This window comes from Streptomyces sp. DS1-CR2 (genome assembly GCF_055760475.1).
In genome coordinates this window covers 8,293,622-8,312,745 of record NZ_CM147085.1, presented here as the reverse complement: position 1 = coordinate 8,312,745, position 19,124 = coordinate 8,293,622, and the positions used below count along the sequence as shown (strand labels likewise).

The window sequence follows — 19,124 nt, the reverse complement described above, 5'->3', positions numbered from 1 at the left end:
CGGCGCTAGCCCGGCGCTAGCCCACGCGCCGCAGCCGTGCCGACAGGTGATGCTGGAGCGGCATCCCGACGGCCTCCAGGTCGTGGGTGAACGTGAGCGTGCCGTCGTCGGTCAGCGCGTAGCGGCGGCGCGTGGCCTTGACCTCCTTGGCCGTGGGGGCGAGCGCCACCTGGTCGGTGGAGAGGTCGACCGTGTTGCCGTCCGCGGTGCCGACGGAGATCTCCGCGATCCCGGTCGGCTGCGTGATCAGTGACTCCACCCGGCCCTCGGGCTGGAGCCGCCACCAGCCGCTCTCCCGCGCCGACGGCCGCAGCGGCGCTCCGTCGGCGTCGAGCAGCCAGGCTCGCGCCTCGAAGCGGAGGAACGGCCGGCCGTCGTGGCTGAAGGTGATCTCCTGCGCGTACGTGAAGTCCCCCTCGATCGTGGGATATCCGCCCTGTCCGCGTCCGCGCCAGATGCCCAGAAGGCCCAGCACGGGCGCCAACTGCGGGTGCGGGACGGGAGCCCCGTCCGGGCTGGTGCTGTCGGGGTACGGGTGGGCCGGTGCGGGGTCGTACACGGTGCGCGCTCCTGAGGTCGGTGCCTGTGCCTCGTGAAGCCTAGTAGCGTGTCGTTGCTTAGTTCTGGGTTGTTTGGTTGGGATGGTGGGGTCCGGCAGATGTTGCTTCCCTTCTGCCGGACGGGAGTTGGGGTGATGGGTTCGCAGAAGAAGAGGCCGGTGGTGCTGACCGCGGCTGATCGTGAAGAGCTGGTTCGGGTAACCACGACGGGTATCCATCCAGCCTCGGTGATCAGGAGGGCGCGGGTGCTGCTCGCGCTCGACACCTCTGCAGGCGCGATCGGCTCGCAGGACGCGGTCGCGGCCCGGGCCGGAGTCTCGGGCGAGACACTGCGGCTGGTGGCCAAGCGGTTCGCCGAGACCGGTGGCGATGTTCACGCCACGGTCACGCGGAAGAAGCGCGAGCTGCCGCCGGTGCCCTCGCCGGTGACCGGTGAGGTCGAAGCCCGGCTGATCGCGATGGCGTGCTCACAGCCACCCCAGGGCTATACCCGGTGGTCGCTGCGCTTGCTGGAGAAGCATGTCGCGCTGGTCGAGGACATCCCGAACCTGGATCACTCCACCATCGGGCGGGTCTTAAAAAAACGGAACTGCGTCCTCATCTGAAGAAGTGCTGGACCATCCCGCCGAAGGCGAACGCGCAGTTCGCGGCCCGGATGGAAGACGTACTGGCCGTCTATGCCCGCCCCCATGACCCGGCACGTCCGGTCGTGTGCATGGACGAGAAGCCCTACCAGCTCCTGGGTCATGCCCGCGCCCCGCTCCCGGCCCTCCCTGGCCACGACGCCCGCCAGGACAGCGAGTACATCCGCTGCGGCACCTGCTCGATCTTCTGCTGGGTCGAGCCCCTGGCCGGGTGGCGCCGCGTCCAGGCCCTGCCCCGGCGCACCCGGACCGACTGGGCCGGCCAGGTCGAGCAGCTCCTGACCGTCAACTACCCCGACGCCGACACGGTGGTACTGGTGATGGACAACCTCAACACCCACACCATCGCCTCGCTCTACGAGGCATTCACCCCCGACAAAGCCTTCGCCCTGGCCCAGCGCCTCGAGATCCACCACACGCCCAAGCACGGGTCATGGCTCAACATCGCCGAAATCGAACTCTCCGCGCTGACCCGCCAATGCCTCGACCGCCGCATCAACGACCTCGACATCCTCAACACCGAACTCACAGCCTGGCAGAACGCCACCAACACCGACCAACGCCAGGTGAACTGGCAGTTCACCACCCACGACGCACGCACCAAACTACGTCACCTTTATCCCAAAAATTAGCTACGACGGTCTACTAGGGTGTCCGGCGGATCAGGCTGGGCTCGCGGGGCCTGGCACGCACATCTGCCTCGCCCCAGGTGACACCCGGATCTCCGTCCATCGGACGTTTGTCGTCGACGTGTTTGATCCTCTTACGGGCGCAGAACGGGGAGAAGAACGCGTGCTGAACGAGACGGAGTTCCGGATTGCGGACGTGCCGGCGGCGGACTCGACGGACTGCTCGTCGCTGTCCTGATAGTGAGTGTCAGACATCGCCATGGCCTGCCCCGCCGCGGCTTCAGGAGGTCGGGCCATACGCGGTGTCAGATGGTAGGTGCCCCTCCCAGCTATGCACCCGGCTGATCGCCTAGCAGCCGGCATCGGGCACATGGTGCGCCGGGGTGTGCAGTTGATCACGGGCGTGGGTGGGGTTTGAGTAATGAGCCGAACTCGTCGTGTCGGGTGGTGGGGACGAGTGTTGTTCGGGGTAGCGATGCGAGGAGGGAGCGGGCGATGTTCGCGTAGTAGATGGCGGATCCCGCCGAAGAGCGAGGAGTGTCGGAAGTGATTCGAAAGCTGCAGGCGGTCGTGCTGGACTGCGCTGATCCGGTACGGCTCGCCGAGTTCTACGCGGACCTGCTCGGCGGCCGGGCGGCAGCGGACCCTGAGGATGTCGACTGGGTCGAGGTGAACGGATTTGAGGGAACACCGCTGGCCTGCCAGCGGGTGGACGGCTACCAACCGCCCCAATGGCCCGGCCAGGAGCGCCCGCAGCAGTTCCACCTGGACTTCGACGTGGACGACCTCGACGCAGAGGAGGAGCGGGTGCTCGCCCTCGGGGCGACCGTGCTGGAGCGGACGGACCAGCTCCGCCCGGGGGTCAACTGGCGGGTCTACGCGGACCCGGCCGGCCATCCGTTCTGTCTCTGCCTCCACTGAGTCCGTCGGACGCGTTCAGAGAACGACATGGCCGCTCCAGCCTTGCCGCGCGGCCAGGCGGCGGCCGGGAGTCAGCGCCCGAGGGCCTTGCGCAGTTCCTGCTTGTTCATGGTCGAGCGGCCTTCGACGTTCTTCTTCTTCGCCTCTTCGTACAGCTGGTCCTTGGTCGGGCCGCCGGGCCCGCTGTGGGAGCGTTCCCCACCGCGTTGGGAGGCGGATTTCGGATCGCGCGTGGAGGATTTGCTGGCGGTATCGGCCTCCCCGGTGCGCGCGCGTTCCTTGTTGACGGTGCGAGCAGCGATTTCCTTGGCCCGCTTCTCCGATGTGCCGCGATCCTCGGCCTGTTCCTTGATGTGCTCGTACTGCCGTTCACGCTTCTTGCTTGATCCTGCAGGCACAGTTCCTCATCCCTTTCGCACTTGCCAGGGTCTGCCAGGGCCCTACCAGTGCACGTCCGATCGGTCGGCGCCGCCAGTCAGGCGCCGTCGGCCGGCTTCAGTCGATGGGGAGGGCCTCCGGCCAGGAACCGGCCTGCGCCAAAGCCTGCCCGACGGAGTCCATCCAGTTCGGCCCGCTCGACGAACTGCGCGAACGCGCCGCCCTCCGGGTCGACCAACTGCACGAAGCGGGGGCCGTGGTCGACAGCACCCGGCTCTACGTCACGATCCCCACAGAAGGCCCCGCCGCTGGTCGCCCGTCCTGCACCTGCCTTCGTGCGGGTGGCGCCGCTGAGGCTCATGTCCGGCCGGGGCCCCCGCCGCCGAACGAGCCGCTGGATCCGGGGGTCCAGCGCCGAGGTTTCTGGTCCTCGCTGCGCTTAGTGCCGAATTGGTGGAGTTCGTACGGCATGAGCCGCTCACTCTCGTCCTTGGCCAGTGGGAGCTCATCAGGCTCCCGCATTTCCCGGATCTCGTGGACCGCGCCACCTTCGGGCAGATGGGGCTGCTCATCGGGCCTGGGCGGCCTGAGCTCCTCCCTGCGCACCCTGATGCCCAGTCGGACGGCCCACACCAGCATTCCGGCGATGAAGAGACCTCCGACGAAGGCACCGACAGCGGAGAGCCCTGTGGTTGCTGCGGTCGTTTCGAAGTATGTCGGGTTCATGGTCGGCGAGTACCCAAGTCCAGGAAGTGAATCATCCGGCTCGCCGCACACCTGCCCTACGCAGGCCCGGCCTCAGCGCTCTGCATCCGGACAGTCGCCTGCACGCCCGGTGGCGCGTCACGGTGTTCCGTGTCGTGCTCGACAAGCAGGGCCAGGAGATCCGCCACACTCAACCCGGACTCGGCCGGATGACGCAGAATGGTCCCGGCCTCGACGCGATACGTATTGGATCGTCCCTGACGGGTGTGCGTGAGATAGCCGTCCCGTTCCAAGTCCGAGACGATCTTCTGGACTGCACGCTCGGTGAGCCGACATCTGGCTGCTATGTCGCGGATACGGGTGGTGGGGTCCTCAGCGATCGCCGCCAGCACACGAGCGTGGTTGGTGAGGAACGTCCAGCCAGTGTGCGGTTCCGGTACTCCACGCATAGCGCCAAGGATAGGGGGCGATTCACGCATTCAAAAGGGTGAAACGCATTTCGTGTATCTCTTGACGTGTGCGCTGCGCCGGGCGGACGCTGTTGTGAGGACAGTGCAGGATTCGCGATGGAGTGGTGTCATGCCAGGACGCGCAGGCCTCACGAAGCTCATACCAGGAGACAGTGTCCGGCCGCATGCGGCCGCCCTCCCGCCGAACGATCACCAGCGACCTCTCACGATCAAGATTGACGCTGCGCCGGAGCGGATGCACGTGATGATCTCCGGAGTCGCCGACACCGTGAGCGAGTACGCCTTGCGGGACGGTCTGTGCGGAGCCCTCATACAGTCGGCCCGCGGCATCGATCTCGATCTCAGCAACGTGGATTTCTGTGATGGTTCCGGACTCTACGTCCTGCTGGGTGTGCAACGTCGTGCTCTGGAAGAAGGCAAGAGCATCTCTCTTCAAGCCTGCAGTCCTGCAGTACACCGAATCCTCTCGAGTACTGGCACACTCCCTCTCTTCACTACCGCGGGCCGGCAGGACGGACCGGGCCAGGCCCCGGATACGGACCACGCAGACCGCGGGCACGAGGCGGCCTCATCGGACGTGGCCGATCGGGCGCCCGCCGACACAGACCGGGCTGAGCGGATCGAACTCGTCCAGCTCCGGCGGGCCATGAAGACCCGGCCTGTCATCGACCTTGCCCGGGGCGTCCTGATGGCCTCCTTCGGGCTGTCGCCCGAGGACGCGTGGTCCGTCCTGGTCTCGGCGTCCCAGAACACCAACACCAAACTCCACACGGTGGCCGACGGCCTCGTACGCTCTGTCACAGGAGAAGCCCTCCCGAGCCCGATCCGGCAACAAATTGCCGCGAGTGTCGCCGAACTCCAGCCAACGTAGCGCGCCCCCGGGTCCTCCGGCCCTGGGAGCACGCGTCCGCGTGCGCACTGACGGCCACTGACGGTGCACCCTGCCGGCGCAGTCGGTGGCGGTCAGTGTTCAGGCCAGAGCCTGGACCGCAAGACCTGGAGCCCCCCATACATACCTGCCCGACTCCTACTGAGTCGGCACGGCGAGCGCCGGGGCCTGTGCCCTCACATCCGGGCGGGCCGTGTGACCCTCCCAGGCATGGGTACTAAAGACATAAAACAGGTGGTATGCGCACGCCCGAGCTCCTGCTGCGAACGGGCCGGCCCGGTGAGAACAGAGTGTGACGGGACGCTGGCAGCCATGACAGCGGAGGGAGAGGCAGATGGCTCGCTCGGTCGGTATCGATCTCGGCACGACGAACTCGGTGGTCTCGGTCCTCGAGGGCGGTGAGCCCACCGTCATCACCAACACGGAAGGGGCCAGGACCACTCCGTCAGTCGTGGCCTTCACCAAGAGCGGTGAAGTACTCGTAGGCGAGGTGGCCAAACGACAGGCCGTGACGAACGTGGAGCGCACCGCGCGCTCCGTGAAACGGCACATGGGAGACCACGGCTGGCGGTTTCCGGAAGACGCAGACATCGACGGCAAGCGGTACAGCGCGCAAGAGGTCTCCGCGCGTGTGCTGCAGAAGCTGAAGCGAGACGCCGAGTCCTACCTGGGTGAGGACGTCACCGACGCGGTGGTCACCGTCCCGGCGTACTTCGACGACGCTCAGAGGCAGGCGACCAAGGAAGCCGGCGAGATTGCCGGTCTGAACGTCCTGCGTATCGTCAACGAGCCGACAGCCGCGGCACTGGCGTACGGATTGGACAAGGAGAACGACCAGACGGTGCTGGTCTTCGACCTGGGTGGCGGCACCTTCGACGTCTCGATCCTCGAGATGGGCGAGGGCGTCATCGAGGTGAAGTCCACCAACGGTGACACCCACCTCGGTGGTGACGACTGGGACCAGCGCGTCGTGGATCACTTGGTCAAGCAGTTCAAGAATGGCTACGGCGTCGATCTGTCCAAGGACAAGATGGCGCTCCAGCGCCTGCGCGAGACCGCCGAGAAGGCCAAGATCGAGCTCTCGTCCTCGACCGAGACCACGATCAACCTGCCCTACATCACGGCGTCCGCCGAGGGCCCGCTGCACCTGGACGAGAAGCTCACGCGCGCCCAGTTCCAGCAGCTCACGTCCGACCTTCTGGAGCGCTGCAAGACGCCGTTCCACAATGCGATCAAGGATGCCGGCGTCAAGATGTCGGACATCAACCACGTGATCCTTGTGGGTGGCTCGACGCGTATGCCGGCCGTGAGCGAGCTGGTCCGCGAGCTCTCTGGCAAAGACCCGAACAAGGGCGTGAACCCGGACGAGGTCGTCGCCGTCGGTGCCACCCTGCAGGCCGGTGTCCTCAAGGGTGAGGTCAAGGACGTCCTGCTCCTGGACGTGACCCCGCTGTCCCTCGGTATCGAGACCAAGGGAGGGATCATGACGAAGCTCATCGAGCGCAACACCACGATCCCGACCAAGCGTTCCGAGATCTTCACTACGGCCGAGGACAACCAGCCGTCCGTGCAGATCCAGGTCTACCAGGGCGAGCGCGAGATCGCGGCGTACAACAAGAAGCTCGGGATGTTCGAGCTCACCGGTCTGCCGCCCGCCCCGCGTGGTGTCCCGCAGATCGAGGTCGCCTTCGACATCGACGCCAACGGCATCATGCACGTGACCGCGAAGGACCTGGGCACGGGCAAGGAGCAGAAGATGACCGTCACCGGCGGCTCCGCCCTGCCGAAGGACGACATCAACCGCATGGTCCAAGAAGCCGAAAAGCACGCCGAGGAAGACCGCCGACGCCGCGAGGCCGCCGAGACCCGTAACCAGGGCGAGCAGCTCGTCTACCAGACGGAGAAGTTCCTCAAGGACAACGAGGACAAGGTCCCCGGCGAGGTGAAGACCGAGGTCGAGGAGTCCATCGCCGAGCTGAAGGAGAAGCTCAAGGGCGAGGACACCGCCGAGATCCGCACCGCCACCGAGAAGGTCGCCGCCGTCTCGCAGAAGCTGGGCCAGGCCATGTACGCCCAGGCCCAGGGCGCGCAGGCCGCGGGCGGTCCCGAGGCCGCAGCCCCGGGCGACGAGCACAAGGCCGCTGATGACGACGTCGTCGACGCCGAGATCGTCGATGACGACAAACCCGAGGCGGGCTGACCATGAAGAAGGAACGCCTGGAGATCACAGAGCCGGCACTGCGGCACCTGCTCGAGGAGCGCACGGCCGACCTGCAGCGAGTGAAGGCGGAGTACGACAACTACCGCAAGCAAGTACGGCGGGATCGTATGGCCGTGCGGGAGATCGCCGTCGCCAACGTGCTCCGCGCGCTGCTTCCCGTGCTCGATGCCGTAGAGCGCATGTGCGAGCACGAACCGATCACGCCGGGACTGAACGACATCACCGACACCCTGCACACCCAGCTCGGCGCGCTGGGCCTTCAGTCGTTCGGCGAGAAGGGCGACGCGTTCGACCCCACCTTCCACGACGCCGTGGCCCATCATGTCTCTTCGGACGCCGACCGGCTGACCTGCACGCAGATCCTCCGCCTCGGGTACCGCGTCGGTGACCACCTGCTGCGTCCGGCCCACGTGGAGGTCGCCGGACCGCCTCGACCCGAATCGGATCCCCGCCTCGGGCATGGCGAATCGGACCCCCGCCTCGGGCATGGCGAATCGGATCGCCGCCTCGGGCATGGCAGAGAGGGCTGAGCCAATTCGGACCGGATGAGGCGACAGCGCATCACGCCGCCGGCCTCGGAAGTTGGGAGTCCGCCACCGTCTCTCCGACGGCCGCCGCCGCACGGTACTGGCCGGAGGCACCATCGCGTCCCTCGCGTACGCGCAGTGATCGCGCACGAGCAGTAACAGGAGCCGCGGGAGCGGACCCGAAGCCGCGTGCTCTCGGTCAGCCGGAGGGTTTCCGCCCCGTGCGCCCCTTGCGCAGGAAGCGTCGCAGCCGGGTCTGCGGCCAGGCATTGATCACGTCGTCCTTGGTGAGCCAGCCGCGCTGCGCCGTACCCACGCCGTAGCGCATGTTGGCGAGGTGGATGACCGAGTGGGCGTCGCTGTCCACGGCGAACCTGACGCCGTGCCGCCGGGCCCGCAGGATGTCCTCGTCGCGCAGGTCCAGCCGGTCCGGGTGGGCGTTGATCTCCAGGGCCGTGCCGGTGCGCGCGCAGGCGTCGAAGATCTCGTCGAGGTCAGCGTCGATGGGCGGCCGCTTGCCGATGATGCGGGTAGTGGGGTGGCCGATGACGTTGACATAGGGGTTCTCGCAGGCCCGTACGATCCGCCGGGTCAGTGCCTCGCGGGTCTGGTTGAAGTGCGAGTGCACCGAGGCCACGCATATGTCGAAGCCGGCCAGGAACTCCTCGGGCCAGTCGACGTCGCCGTCCGGGTCGATGTTCAGCTCCACACCGTGCAGCAGCCGCATGCCGCGCCGCTTACCGCCCTTGCCGTACGTGCCGTCGAGCTCTCGTACCTGCTCGCGCTGGGCCAGCATCCGTTCCTCGGTCATCTGCTGCATGTACAGGTTCGGCCCGTGGTCGGTGATCGCGTAATAGGCGTAGCCGCGCTCCGCAGCCGCCTCCGCCATCTCCTCCAGCGGCGCGAGTCCGTCGGTCAGGTCGGTGTGCGTGTGCAGGTCGCCCCGGAGGTCCGACTCCTGAATCAGCTCGGGCAACCCGTCGCCCAGCCCGGCCTCTATCTCCCCGCGGTCCTCCCGCAGCGGAGGCGCGATCCAGGGCAGCCCGAGCCGGGCGTAGACCTCCTCCTCGGTCTCGGAGACCACCTTTTCTCCGGTTTCGACGTCGAAGAGGCCGTACTCCGACAGCTTCAGCCCCTCACGCGCGGCCAGCTCCCGGGTGCGGATGTTGTGCGCCTTCGAACCGGTGAAATATTGCATGGCCGCGCCCCAGGAATCCGGCGGCACGACCCGCAGATCGACGGCGAGCCCCTTGTCGGTGCGTACCGAGGTCTTCGCCCGGCCGCGCGCGGTGACCTCGGTGACGTACGGCAGCTCGGTGAAGGCTTTCATCAGCGGCCCCGACCTTTCCGCCGCGACGAGGACGTCGATGTCGCCGATCGTCTCCCGCACACGGCGCAGCGACCCGGCGTAGGTGCAGCGGCGGCAGCCGGTCACGCCCGACAGTTCCCGGACGATGTCCTCGGCGAAGTCCATGGCGACGTCCAGCAGGACACGGTCGCCGGAGGACTGCAGCAGTTCGACGCCGTGCAGGATGTTCTCCTCGGTCTTGGGCCCGAAGCCCTTCAGGTCGCGCAGCTTTTCGGCATGGATCGCGTCGACCAGCTCGTCCACCGAGGAGACGCCCAGCTCTTCGTAGACTGCCTGCGCCTTCTTGGGGCCGAGCGTGGGGATGGCCGTCAGTCGCCGTACGCCGGCCGGGATCTTGGCGCGCAGCTCGTCGACCGCGGACACACTGCCGGTGCGGAAGTACTCGGCGACCTTCTCCGCGATCGCCTTGCCGACGCCGGGGATCTCCTGCAGCCCCTTGGTGTCGAGTGTGGAGACGTCGGCGTGGTAGCCGCCGATCGCGCGAGCCGCCTTCTCGTAGACGCGCGTCTTGTACGCGTCCCCGCCGGTGATCGAGATCAGGTCTGCGTACTCCTGGAACAGCGCCGCGACCTCGTCGTTGGACCGAGCCATGCCTTTCGAGTGGGCAGGAGGCTCCCGTCTATTCCTCGGCGGTCTCGTCGGTCTAGCTCGCCTATGTCGCGGTCCAGCGATGGGCGCCGACCACTACTACGCGACCAGCGACCCGGCCACCTTCCAGGAACTGGCGGGCAGCTTCGACCTCATCGTCTCCACCGTCTCCGCACCGCTGAACTTCGACGCCTACCTCAGCCTGCTCAAGACGGACGGCGCGCTGGTCAACGTCGGCGTCCCCGAGGCGCCGATCTCGCTGAACCTCTTCTCTCTCATCGCCGGCAACAAGACCCTTGCCGGCTCGGCGATGGGTGGCATCCCCGAGACCCAGGAGATGCTCGACTTCTGCACCCAGCACGGCCTCGGCGCCGAGATCGAACTCATCGCCGCGTCCGAGATCAACGAGGCGTTCACGCGGATGGAAGCCAGCGACGTGCGCTACCGGTTCGTGATCGACAACGCCACCGTCTGAGACCCGTCGTCCGACAGGCCCACTGTCGGGACCACGGTGGTTCCGGTGACAGCACTCGCCACCGGAACCACGGCAGGCCAGCGCCGTGCCATATGGCTTAGCGGCACCAAGTCCCCGTGAAGCCTTGTGCAACAACGCCCTCCGCACGCCTATGTCGTCGGCCGGCGCACACCGCTCAGAAACCGCTCCCTCACCCGCGCCGCCAACTCCGCGTTCCTCACAGCCCGTTCACGTGACTCGACCGCGCGCCGCTCGAACCATTCCCGGCGCTGCTCGGTGAACTCGGCCATGCGCGCGTCCCGTTGCGCGTACATCGCCTGGCGCCGGTCGTCGAGGCGGGAGCGGTCCACGACCGGGAGGTCCTTCATCGAGGGGCCCTCCGCGCGGCGCGGCAGGCGCTGTTCGGCGGGGAGGATGTCGAAGCGGGGCGAGGGCAGTGTCTGGTACCAGTACGCGGTCGTGGACCAGTCGTCGGCGAGGTGGTTGGCGTGGCCGTGCTCCATCGTGACCTTGATGCGCTCGTTGAAGCGGACCGGGTCGGCGAGGTGGAAGCGGTAGTGGACCTGGAGCCCTGGCACGTCCTCTTCGTGGATGATCGTGCCCTGGAAGGGATAGTTGATCTTCTGCATCCCCCAGCCGTGGCTGAAGTAGTCCTCGCCGCCGGTGCCGTGCATGGACGGCGGCCAGCTGGTGGTGCCGTCGGCGTTGAAGTCCTCGTCGATCCAGATCATGTCGTCGCCCTCGCCCCACCAGGTCTCGGTGAAGTGGTTGACGGTCTGGACGCAGCCGATGAAGTTGCCGGCACCCTCGGTCTCCAGGATGACGTAGTTGTCCTTGCCGTCGAGGTTGGGGACCTGGGTCTCGAGGCTGTTGACCTGCAGGTCGGGGCCCCAACCGTCGCAGGGGTTGTTGCGGCGCCACTGGGTGTGGAAGTAGAGGGTGTCCTCGGGCAGGTCCTCGGCGAACAGTTCGTAGTCGATGTAGAAGTACTGCATGTACGGGTGGTCGCCCTGGTTCTCGACCTCGATGCGGGCGCGCCGGTTGAAGGGCATCGGCAGGAAGCAGTTGAACGCGGCGGGGCCGCCGTACTTCTTCTCCGAGTCGTCCTTGACCGAGACCGTGAACGGCATGGACTGGAAGGCGGCCGGCATGGAGTTGCCGACGCCGAAGAAGTCGCCGAGCGGGGCGACGACGCTGGGCTGATCCTGGTCGTCCCAGTACATCTTGATCAGGACGTTGCGGTAGAAGTCGGGGTCGTTGACCTCCCAGTTGTAGCCGAGTGCGTTGTTGAACTCGACCATGGCCGTACCCGCCTCGCGGGCGTCGAAGAGGCCGGGGCCGAGGACCACGCGGCAGCCCTGCACGAACCACAGGTGGGTGATGGCGCCGGGTCCTTCGAGGTCGGCGAGGACGGCCGTCTCACCGGGCATCACCGTGAACGCGTCCTCGTTGAGGCCGGAGTGGTCCCAGCTGGCGACGCGGGCAGAGCGGGCGCGGCGATGCTGTGCGGCGCGCCCGAGGAGGTCGTCGCCGAGGGAGAAGGAGGGGGTGGGCACGGTGCGGGGCCTTTCAGCGTGTGGAAATGCCGTACGGGGAACGGATGTTGAGGTCAGCCCTTCAGGCCGGAAGCCTTGACGGACTCGACGATCTGGCGTTGCAGGATCAGGAAGAGGAGCAGGGTGGGGACGGCCGCGACGAGTGAACCGGCCATGATCAGACTCCAGTCGCCGCCGTACTGGTTCTGGAACTGGGACATGCCGACCTGGACCACCCACAGGTCGGAGTCCTTGGCCACGGTCAGCGGCCACAGGAAGCTGTTCCACGTCGACAGGAACGTCGTCACGGCGAGCGCGGCCAGCATGGATCGGCTCAGCGGCAGCACGATGGTGACGAAGCGCCGTAGGTAGCCGCAGCCGTCGAGGTCGGCGGCCTCTTCCAGTTCGCGCGGGAACTGGAGGTAGAACTGCCGCATCAGGAAGATCGGGAACGCGGTGAAGGCGACCGGCAGGATCAGGCCCGCGTAGCTGTTCACCAGGCCCACCTCAGCCACGACCATGAACAGTGGTACGAGGATGACCGGCATCGCCACCATCAGCGTGGAGAAGATCACCGCGAACAGCGGTTCGCGGCCGCGGAACTTCAGCCGGGCCAGCGCGTAGGCCGCCATGGAGCCGAAGAAGACCAGGAGCAGCGTCACGATCACTGAGGTGAGCAGGGAGTTGAAGAGGTACTTCGCGTACGGGATGCGGGTGAAGACGTCGGTGATGTTGTGGAACGTCGGGTGTTCGGGGATGAGTGAGGCGCCGCGGGCGTCCTCGGTACTCTTGAACGCTCCCGAGACCATCCACAGCAGCGGGAACAGCTGGACGAGGGCGAGGGCGGCCGCCAGAGTGAGCCGGAGAGCCTTGCCGACGTCCAACCGGCCGTCGGTGCCTGGGAGTTCAGCTGTCGTACTCAAAGCGGCCTCCTCGGGTGACGCGGAAGGCGACGGCCGTCATGGCGAGCAGCGCGAGCGCGTAGACGGTGGCCATGGCCGATGCGTAGCCGACGTTGTTGAACTTGAACGCCTGTTGGTAGATGTAGAAGACGCCCATGCTGGTGGAGTTGGCGGGCCCGCCCTGCGTCATGACGTAGATCAGGTCGAAGGCCTGCAGGCCGGCGAGGCCCGCGATCGAGGCGAGGACCAGCACGAAGAAGGTAGTGGGGCGCAGCATCGGCAGGATGACGCTCCACAGGGTGCGCCAGGGGCCGGCGCCGTCCATGCGGGCGGCCTCGAGGATTTCCCCGGGGATCTCCTGAAGTCCCCCGAGCAGGATGATCATGTAGAAGCCGACGAAGAACCAGATGCTGATGAAGGCCACGCACCACAGAGCCCAGTCGGGGTCGCCCAGGAATGAGGGTGGGTCGTCGACGCCGAGCCAGGTCAGGGTCTGGGTGAGGATGCCGGTGGAGTCGGCCAGGATGTACTTCCAGACGAGGCCGACCACGACGAGGCTCACGGCGTACGGGGCGAAGAACGCGGTGCGGAAGAAGGCGCGTGCCGGGAGTTTGCCGTTGACGAGCAGCGCCATCACCAGGGCCACGACGTAGACGCCGGGCACGAACACCACGACGTACAGCACTGTGGTGCGCAGGCTGCTCCAGAACAGCGGGTCGGAAAGGGCCCGTTGATAGTTCTCCAGGCCGACGAAGCGCAGGTTGCCGAAGCCGTCGGCGTCGGTGAAGCCGAAGACCAGGGCGAGCGCCATCGGCGCGAGGACGAACAAGGCGATGCCGAGGGAGGCGGGGGTGACGAAGAGCCACCCGGCGATCTCCTCGCGGCGGGCGCGCAGGCCGGGGCGGTTGCGGCTCTCGGCGACCGGAGGAGCAGGTCGGCGGGTGGCCGTGCCCCGCACGCGGGGGACGTTGGTGGTATCGGCCATGTCAGGATCCCATCGGTGCGCCGTCGTAACCGGTCAGGGCCGAGTCGATCTGGTCGCTCGCCCGGCCCGCGGCGGTGCGCGGATCGGTGCCGGAGAGCATCACGGACTGCAGGGCGTCCATCACTGCCTTGGCGACTTCCGGTGGGAAGCGCGGCTCACCCCGGCCGAGCGGGGTGGTGGCGCTGCCGGGGTCGCTCTTGGGCAGGCCCACGACGTCGTACGCCGCGAACTTCATCACCTTGTCGTCGGCGAGCCGGCCATGCGAGATCGCCTGCTCCATCACCGAACGGCGCGCCGGCAGCGTCTTCTTGGCGTCGAAGGCCCAGTCGACCATGCGGGAGCGGCTGTCCTTGCCCGCGACCGCCCACACCGCGAACTGCGCGGCGAGCTTGGCGCGTGGGCTCTTCTTGTTCACGCAGATCGCCCAACCACCCATGCAGGTAAGCGCTTTGGCTCCGGTCTGCGGCGCGGGCAGCGGGAACATGTCGTATCGGAATCCCTTGGCGCCCTCGTCGAGGAAGGCGCTGCCGGGGATCGTCATCTGCTGCATCGCGGTGTAGCCGGAGGCCAGGTTGGCGACGAGGTCGCCGCCTCCGCCTCCTTGTGTGGTGCGGGGTGCGACGCCGGTGCGTATGGCGTCGTGCCACAGCCGCAAAGCCTTGACCGTGGCCGTCGAATCGAAGGCCGAGCGGGTGCCTTCGGTGACCTCTCCCCCGGCCTGCCACAGGAACGGGTACCAGCAGAAGACCTGGTAGACGGTCGGGTTGGTCTCCAGCATCAGGCCGTACTGACGTCGCGTGCGCAACTTGTCGGCGACGGCGAGGAGTTGGTCCCATGTCGTGGGTAGGTCGCCCTCCGACAGGCCCGCCTTCTCGAAGGCGTCCACGCCGTAGAACATGGCGAGCGGTTCGTTCTCCATGGGCAGGGCGTAGACGCGGCCGTCGACGGTGCGGGTGGACAGGGCCGAGGCGTAGAAGTCGTTCGCCTGGTCGCCGAGTTCGTCGGTGAGGTCGTAGAGGACGCCACCGTTGTAGTACCGCAGGAAGTCGCCGGGGCTGATGATGAACAGGTCCGGTGCCTGGTCCGCGGAGAACGCGGCCTGCAGCTGGGTGCCCTCGGTGTACTGCGACACCGGGATGTAGGTGAGGTCGAGGTCCGTGCCGCTCTGTCCCTTCCAGTCCTTGAGCAGCTTCTCGAACCACTGGTTCTGCTTGCCGACCGCGTAGCCGCCGCCCGACTGCGGTGCGTACCACTGCCAGAAGTCGAGGGGTGCGGTGGCCGCTGAGGCCGAGCCGGAGCAGGCGGCGAGTGCCGGGGCCAGGGCGCCCGCGCCGACGAGTGCGGCTCCGGAACGCAGGACCGTCCGGCGGCTGGCCGACGTGGAACGGCCCGATGGATTGGGGTGGTGCATGAGATCTCCCTCCGCGCGGCGGGCCGCCCGTCCCAGGCAGCCGGCCGCGGTAGGAACGCCCGTCCGGAACAGGTCCGGGCTAGGCGGCGAGGGCGGCTTCGAGCCGCGCACGGGTGGGTGGCTGGGCACCCGCCTGCTGACAGGCGAGCGCTCCGGCGGTGACGGCCCGGCGCAACACGCTCGCCAGGTCCTTCTCGTCCGTGGGCAGGGCCACGGTGTGGCTTCCGTCGTGGTTCGGCTGCAACACAGCCGCGAGCAGTGCCGCTTGGAAGGAGTCGCCGGCGCCGATGGTGTCGACGATGTCCACGGTGGGCGCGGGGCACCTGGCCTCGGCGCCCTCGATGACGCCGTACGCCCCGGCTGCGCCGGAGGTGACCACGACCAGGCCGGGCCCGCGCGCGAGCAGTTCCCGCGCGGCCCGCTCGGGCGTCAGCTCCGGGTAGAGCCAGGCGAGGTCCTCGTCGCTGGCCTTGACCACGTCGGCCTCCCTCACCATTGCGTGCACGGCTTCGAGGTACGCCGTGCGGTCGGGCTGGGCCGCAGGCCGTACGTTGAGGTCGACGGCCACCGCGCCGCCGGGGCGGCCGCGTACGGTGCGCGCGGCCTCCCGCACCCGCGAGGCGCCGGGTTCGACGACGACGGCGAGCGACCCGGTGTGCAGGAGTGTCACTTCGGGCGGTACGTCGATGCGGACCGGGTCCCAGGCCGCCAGGAAGTCGTAGGTGGCGGCGCCCGAGTCCTTGTCCACGTAGGCGAGGGCCACGGTGGTACGGCCGGAGGCGGTGGCGGCCCGGTCGATGGTGACGCCGGTGGCGGCGAGGTGTGCGGCGACGAGTTCACCGGGCACGTCGTCGCCCCAGGTGGTCGCCAGCCGGACAGGGCGGCCGAGGCGCTGGAGTCCTACGGCGACGTTGGCGGGGCTGCCGCCGGCCAGTGGCACGACGGCGTCGGCGCCCGCGCGCCACACCAGGTCGACAAGCACCTCACCGATGACGAGAGCGGTCATGGCCGTGCCTCCGCTGTGCTCTCGGGGGCAGGACGCTTGTCCTCGACGTCGGGCATGTCGATGTCCCAGGCGTCGACCGCGTAGGCGTCCGGTCCGGTCGTGACCAGACTCCACGCGGTGGCGCCGCCCACCGGGTAGAAACGGACGGTCAGCGCCTGCCCGTCGGCAGTGAAGACCTCGGCCACCGAGTGGTCGAAGAGGATGCGCAGCTCGACAGGTCCCGGCGCGGCCGGGAGGCGCCAACTCCCGCTCTTTGCCCGGGAGTCGAGCGACGCGCTCGCGCGGTCGACGATCACCTCGCCGGTCTCGGGGTCACGTCGTACGTCCAGGAACTCGTCCCCGCCGGGTGAAGTGACCACGCGCATCCCGGAGTTCGCGCCGAGGCGCACCACCAGGTCGGTGCTGCGGCCGATCTCGCCGAGCGGGGCCGCACCGACGCCCTCCGTGTGCATACGGTGCGCGCCGCGCAGGTGGTCTATCTCGGCTGCCGGGCGCTGGCGCAGCGTTCCGGCCGCATCCAGGCTCACCTCGCGCGGCACGCTCAGCATCCCCGCCCAGCCGGCCTGGTCGATCCACTCGCCGGGCGCGCCGACCCGTTCCTCGTCGCGGGCCTCCCAGATCCAGGCCCACATCAGCATCCGCCCGTCAGGGGCGGGCAGCAGGGCCGGGGCGTAGAAGTCGGGGCCGTGGTCGAGGCGCTGCGGGGATCCCGCGACGAACGCGCCGCCTTCCTCGTGCCCCGGCCAGGCCGCCGTGCACAGCGCTCCCTCGGCCGGGTCCCAGGCGCTGACCAGGACCGCGCCGCGCCCGTCGCCGAAGGGTGCATACTGCGCGCACTCCCAGCCTTCCTCGGTGTCCCGGCCGCCCGGCAGTGGCTCCGGTGACCGGGCCAGGAAGACGCCCTTGTACGCCCAGTCCTCCAGGTCGTGCGACTCGTACTGGAGGGCCGCGCCCCGGCCGTCGTCCAGGGCGGCGCCGACGAGCATCCGCCAGCGCTCACCGTCCCGCCATACGTAGGGGTCGCGGAACATGCTGGTGCCGGTGGGCGGTTCGGCGATCAGCAGGTCGTCGCGCTTGGCGAACGTGAGGCCGCCGTCGCCGGAGCGGGCAGCGGTGACCGGCTGGTACCAGCGGTCGTCGCGCTTGGCCGAGTAGAAGGCGACGAGATCGCCGTCGGGGGCGGTGACGGCGTTTCCGGACCAGACGCCGTCGGTGTCCTCACCGCCCGGGGTGGGCGCGAGCGCGGTCGGCAGCAGCTGCCAGTGCACGAGGTCGGTGCTGCGGAAGTGGCCCCAGTGCATGGTGGCGTGGCGGGCGCTGTGCGGGTTGTACTGGAAGAACACGTGGTAGTGGCCGTCGTGGAAGACAAGGCCGTTGGGGTCGTTGACCCAGTTGCGCGGTGGGCGCAGGTGGAATGCGGGGAAATGAGGGTCCCGCGCAGGTGAGGTCACGTCACTGTGCCTTTCTCGGGGATTCGGTGGGCGCGGGTCAGTTCTCGCTGCTGGTAAGGGAGTTGTGCGCGTCGTAGCGGCGGCGCAGGTCGGCGGAGTGCCGCGCGTTCGCCTGCGACTCCGCCAGCGAGCGCTCACCGCGCTGCCGGGTGCGCTCGGCGAGGCGCTCCTGGTAGCGCTGCCACCGCACCTCGTACGCGGCGCGCATCTCGGCGATCTCCTCGGCGGTCGTCCCGTGGCGGGGCGAGGGCTCGGGCCGCGGATGGGCGGCCGGGCGGACCGGGAGTCGGTCCTCCAGCGGCAGGATGGCGGCCGGCGGGGACGGCAGTGCCTGGTACCAGTACGCGGTCGAGGCCCAGTCGTCGGAGAGGTGGTTGCCGTGGCCGTGTTCGATGGACACCTTGATGCGGTCCTCGAAGCGGACCGGATCGACCACGTGCTGGCGGTAGTTGACCGCGTAGCCCGGGACGTCGCCCTCGTGGACGATCGCGCCGTGGTAGAGGTATGCGTTCTTCTGCATTCCCCAGGCGTGGTTGAAGTAGTCCTCGGTGCCGGTGCCGTGCAGGGAGGGCGGGAAGACGGTGGTGCCGTCCTCGCGGAAGTCGTCGTCGATCCAGATCATGTCGTTGCCCTCGCCCCACCAACTGCCCTGGCGGTGGAAGACGGAGAGGTTGCAGCCGACGTAATGGCCCCTTCCCTCGACGTCGAGCACGACGTAGTTGTCCTCGCCGGTGTCGTCGACGATGTTGACCTCAGGGCTGTTGGTCTGCAGGTCCGGTGCCCAGCCGTTGCAGGGGTTGCTGCGGTTCCACTTCGCGTGGAAGTAGAGGGTGTCCGCCGGGAGTTCCTCGGGGTAGAGCTCATAGTCGACGTAGAAGTACTGCTGGAGCGGCAGGTCGTTCTCGTTGACGATCTCGATCTTCGCGCGCTTGTTGAACGGCATCGGCGCCCAGCAGTTCAGGGCCGCGCTGCCGCCGAAGATCAGTGACTCCTCGGGCTTGGCGGAGACGGTGAACAGCGCCGACTCATAGCTGTTGGGCATGGAGTGGCCGACGCCGAAGAAGTCGCCGAGCGGCACGAGGACGGCGGGCTGCTCTTCGTCGTCCCAGGTGATGCGGAGCAGGACCTTGCGGTAGTAGTCCGGGTCCGGCTCCTCCCAGTTCACGCCCAGAGCGTTGTGGATCTCCATGACCGGAGCGACGGTGTCCGCCTCGAGCGGGTCGATGAGGCCGGCCCCGAAGGTCCGGCGGCAGAACTGGGTCATCCACAGGTGCGTGATCCGGCCGGGGCCCTCGATGTCGGCCAGTACGCGAGTGGAGTGCGCGGGTGTCGTCCAGTAGTCCTGGTTGCGGCCGCGCTGGTCCCAGCTGGAGACGCGTACGGTGCGCGCCTTCTTCGCCTGGGTGAGGTGGTCGAGGGACGGCATAGACTGCGCCTTTCGGTGATGCTGTCACTGAA

18 protein-coding genes and 3 pseudogenes are annotated in these 19,124 nt (G+C 68.1%); 9 read left to right on the top strand and 12 right to left on the bottom strand.

Translation table 11 applies throughout. From position 1 onward, the window contains the following. Positions 1-16 precede the first annotated feature (16 nt). Positions 17-559, bottom strand: coding sequence for a nitrobindin family protein (locus ACY0PA_RS38835; protein ID WP_473082047.1), 543 nt, complete (start codon positions 557-559; stop codon positions 17-19). 135 nt (positions 560-694) lie between these two features. On the opposite strand from ACY0PA_RS38835, the gene ACY0PA_RS38830 reads away from it, so the two are divergent. From ACY0PA_RS38830 to ACY0PA_RS38820, 3 genes are all read left to right on the top strand, one after another. Then, positions 695-1,165: a helix-turn-helix domain-containing protein gene (locus ACY0PA_RS38830; protein ID WP_331719947.1), complete on the top strand. Its 471-nt coding sequence runs from the start codon at positions 695-697 to the stop codon at positions 1,163-1,165. Next, complete coding sequence (locus ACY0PA_RS38825) at positions 1,054-1,836, top strand: IS630 family transposase (RefSeq protein ID WP_473082046.1); 783 nt, start codon at positions 1,054-1,056, stop codon at positions 1,834-1,836. The genes ACY0PA_RS38830 and ACY0PA_RS38825 overlap by 112 nt, the downstream gene beginning before the upstream one ends. A 543-nt stretch (positions 1,837-2,379) precedes the next feature. After that, on the top strand, positions 2,380-2,754 hold the full coding sequence (locus tag ACY0PA_RS38820) for a VOC family protein (protein WP_473082045.1): 375 nt from the start codon (positions 2,380-2,382) through the stop codon (positions 2,752-2,754). Between the two features lie 71 nt (positions 2,755-2,825). Here the strand turns inward: ACY0PA_RS38820 and ACY0PA_RS38815 are convergent, their stop codons facing one another. After that, positions 2,826-3,152 (bottom strand): plasmid stabilization protein, encoded by a 327-nt coding sequence (locus ACY0PA_RS38815; protein ID WP_473082044.1) that lies wholly within the window; start codon positions 3,150-3,152, stop codon positions 2,826-2,828. 116 nt (positions 3,153-3,268) lie between these two features. On the opposite strand from ACY0PA_RS38815, the pseudogene ACY0PA_RS38810 reads away from it, so the two are divergent. Continuing rightward, positions 3,269-3,433: pseudogene (locus tag ACY0PA_RS38810) on the top strand (4Fe-4S dicluster domain-containing protein); the annotation flags it as partial. Positions 3,434-3,489: 56 nt separating this feature from the next. Here the strand turns inward: ACY0PA_RS38810 and ACY0PA_RS38805 are convergent. Further along, positions 3,490-3,858 carry a DUF6479 family protein gene (locus tag ACY0PA_RS38805; RefSeq protein ID WP_473082043.1) on the bottom strand — a complete coding sequence of 123 codons (369 nt, stop codon included), beginning with the start codon at positions 3,856-3,858 and terminating at the stop codon, positions 3,490-3,492. Positions 3,859-3,914: 56 nt separating this feature from the next. Further along, the gene (locus ACY0PA_RS38800) at positions 3,915-4,286 is read right to left on the bottom strand and encodes a helix-turn-helix transcriptional regulator (protein ID WP_473082042.1); all 372 of its coding nucleotides are present in this window, start codon (positions 4,284-4,286) and stop codon (positions 3,915-3,917) included. Between ACY0PA_RS38800 and ACY0PA_RS38795 the strand changes: the two are divergent. The 4 genes and pseudogenes from ACY0PA_RS38795 to grpE form a co-directional block, all read left to right on the top strand. Continuing rightward, a pseudogene (locus ACY0PA_RS38795) lies at positions 4,183-4,746 on the top strand (STAS domain-containing protein); the annotation flags it as partial. The gene ACY0PA_RS38800 and the pseudogene ACY0PA_RS38795 overlap by 104 nt on opposite strands. Before the next feature lie 138 nt (positions 4,747-4,884). Further along, on the top strand, positions 4,885-5,178 hold the full coding sequence (locus ACY0PA_RS38790; protein ID WP_473086569.1) for an ANTAR domain-containing protein: 294 nt from the start codon (positions 4,885-4,887) through the stop codon (positions 5,176-5,178). 352 nt (positions 5,179-5,530) lie between these two features. After that, on the top strand, positions 5,531-7,396 hold the full coding sequence (gene dnaK / locus ACY0PA_RS38785) for a molecular chaperone DnaK (protein ID WP_473082041.1): 1,866 nt from the start codon (positions 5,531-5,533) through the stop codon (positions 7,394-7,396). A gap of 2 nt (positions 7,397-7,398) precedes the next feature. Next, complete coding sequence (gene grpE / locus ACY0PA_RS38780) at positions 7,399-7,947, top strand: nucleotide exchange factor GrpE (protein WP_473082040.1); 549 nt, start codon at positions 7,399-7,401, stop codon at positions 7,945-7,947. Positions 7,948-8,143: 196 nt separating this feature from the next. Here grpE and polX read toward each other — a convergent pair whose 3' ends face one another. Continuing rightward, positions 8,144-9,904 (bottom strand): DNA polymerase/3'-5' exonuclease PolX, encoded by a 1,761-nt coding sequence (gene polX / locus ACY0PA_RS38775; RefSeq protein WP_473082039.1) that lies wholly within the window; start codon positions 9,902-9,904, stop codon positions 8,144-8,146. A 70-nt stretch (positions 9,905-9,974) separates the two neighbouring features. Between polX and ACY0PA_RS38770 the strand changes: the two are divergent. Beyond that, positions 9,975-10,376 (top strand): annotated as a pseudogene (locus tag ACY0PA_RS38770) (zinc-binding dehydrogenase); the annotation flags it as partial. 149 nt (positions 10,377-10,525) lie between these two features. On the opposite strand, the gene ACY0PA_RS38765 reads toward ACY0PA_RS38770, so the two are convergent. From ACY0PA_RS38765 to ACY0PA_RS38735, 7 genes are all read right to left on the bottom strand, one after another. Continuing rightward, complete coding sequence (locus ACY0PA_RS38765) at positions 10,526-11,932, bottom strand: glycoside hydrolase family 172 protein (protein WP_473082038.1); 1,407 nt, start codon at positions 11,930-11,932, stop codon at positions 10,526-10,528. Between the two features lie 53 nt (positions 11,933-11,985). After that, complete coding sequence (locus ACY0PA_RS38760) at positions 11,986-12,834, bottom strand: carbohydrate ABC transporter permease (RefSeq protein WP_473082037.1); 849 nt, start codon at positions 12,832-12,834, stop codon at positions 11,986-11,988. Next, on the bottom strand, positions 12,818-13,798 hold the full coding sequence (locus ACY0PA_RS38755; RefSeq protein ID WP_473082036.1) for a carbohydrate ABC transporter permease: 981 nt from the start codon (positions 13,796-13,798) through the stop codon (positions 12,818-12,820). Before ACY0PA_RS38755 ends, ACY0PA_RS38760 begins: the two co-directional genes overlap by 17 nt. A 1-nt stretch (position 13,799) precedes the next feature. Beyond that, positions 13,800-15,209 carry an ABC transporter substrate-binding protein gene (locus tag ACY0PA_RS38750; RefSeq protein ID WP_473082035.1) on the bottom strand — a complete coding sequence of 470 codons (1,410 nt, stop codon included), beginning with the start codon at positions 15,207-15,209 and terminating at the stop codon, positions 13,800-13,802. Positions 15,210-15,288: 79 nt separating this feature from the next. After that, on the bottom strand, positions 15,289-16,215 hold the full coding sequence (locus ACY0PA_RS38745) for a carbohydrate kinase family protein (protein ID WP_473082034.1): 927 nt from the start codon (positions 16,213-16,215) through the stop codon (positions 15,289-15,291). Further along, positions 16,212-17,666 (bottom strand): glycoside hydrolase family 32 protein, encoded by a 1,455-nt coding sequence (locus ACY0PA_RS38740; protein ID WP_473082033.1) that lies wholly within the window; start codon positions 17,664-17,666, stop codon positions 16,212-16,214. The genes ACY0PA_RS38745 and ACY0PA_RS38740 overlap by 4 nt, the downstream gene beginning before the upstream one ends. 37 nt (positions 17,667-17,703) lie before the next feature. Then, positions 17,704-19,092, bottom strand: a complete 1,389-nt coding sequence (locus tag ACY0PA_RS38735; RefSeq protein WP_473082032.1) for a glycoside hydrolase family 172 protein — start codon at positions 19,090-19,092, stop codon at positions 17,704-17,706. Positions 19,093-19,124 lie beyond the last annotated feature (32 nt).

What these genes read in the sequence shown, in the direction of transcription:
- dnaK (WP_473082041.1), top strand. Translation starts at nt 5,531, where the DNA reads ATGGCTCGCTCGGTCGGTATCGATCTCGGCACGACGAACTCGGTGGTC.
- ACY0PA_RS38805 (WP_473082043.1), bottom strand. Translation starts at nt 3,858, where the DNA reads ATGAACCCGACATACTTCGAAACGACCGCAGCAACCACAGGGCTCTCC.
- ACY0PA_RS38735 (WP_473082032.1), bottom strand. Translation starts at nt 19,092, where the DNA reads ATGCCGTCCCTCGACCACCTCACCCAGGCGAAGAAGGCGCGCACCGTA.
- ACY0PA_RS38800 (WP_473082042.1), bottom strand. Translation starts at nt 4,286, where the DNA reads ATGCGTGGAGTACCGGAACCGCACACTGGCTGGACGTTCCTCACCAAC.
- polX (WP_473082039.1), bottom strand. Translation starts at nt 9,904, where the DNA reads ATGGCTCGGTCCAACGACGAGGTCGCGGCGCTGTTCCAGGAGTACGCA.
- ACY0PA_RS38755 (WP_473082036.1), bottom strand. Translation starts at nt 13,798, where the DNA reads ATGGCCGATACCACCAACGTCCCCCGCGTGCGGGGCACGGCCACCCGC.
- ACY0PA_RS38830 (WP_331719947.1), top strand. Translation starts at nt 695, where the DNA reads ATGGGTTCGCAGAAGAAGAGGCCGGTGGTGCTGACCGCGGCTGATCGT.
- grpE (WP_473082040.1), top strand. Translation starts at nt 7,399, where the DNA reads ATGAAGAAGGAACGCCTGGAGATCACAGAGCCGGCACTGCGGCACCTG.
- ACY0PA_RS38750 (WP_473082035.1), bottom strand. Translation starts at nt 15,209, where the DNA reads ATGCACCACCCCAATCCATCGGGCCGTTCCACGTCGGCCAGCCGCCGG.
- ACY0PA_RS38745 (WP_473082034.1), bottom strand. Translation starts at nt 16,215, where the DNA reads ATGACCGCTCTCGTCATCGGTGAGGTGCTTGTCGACCTGGTGTGGCGC.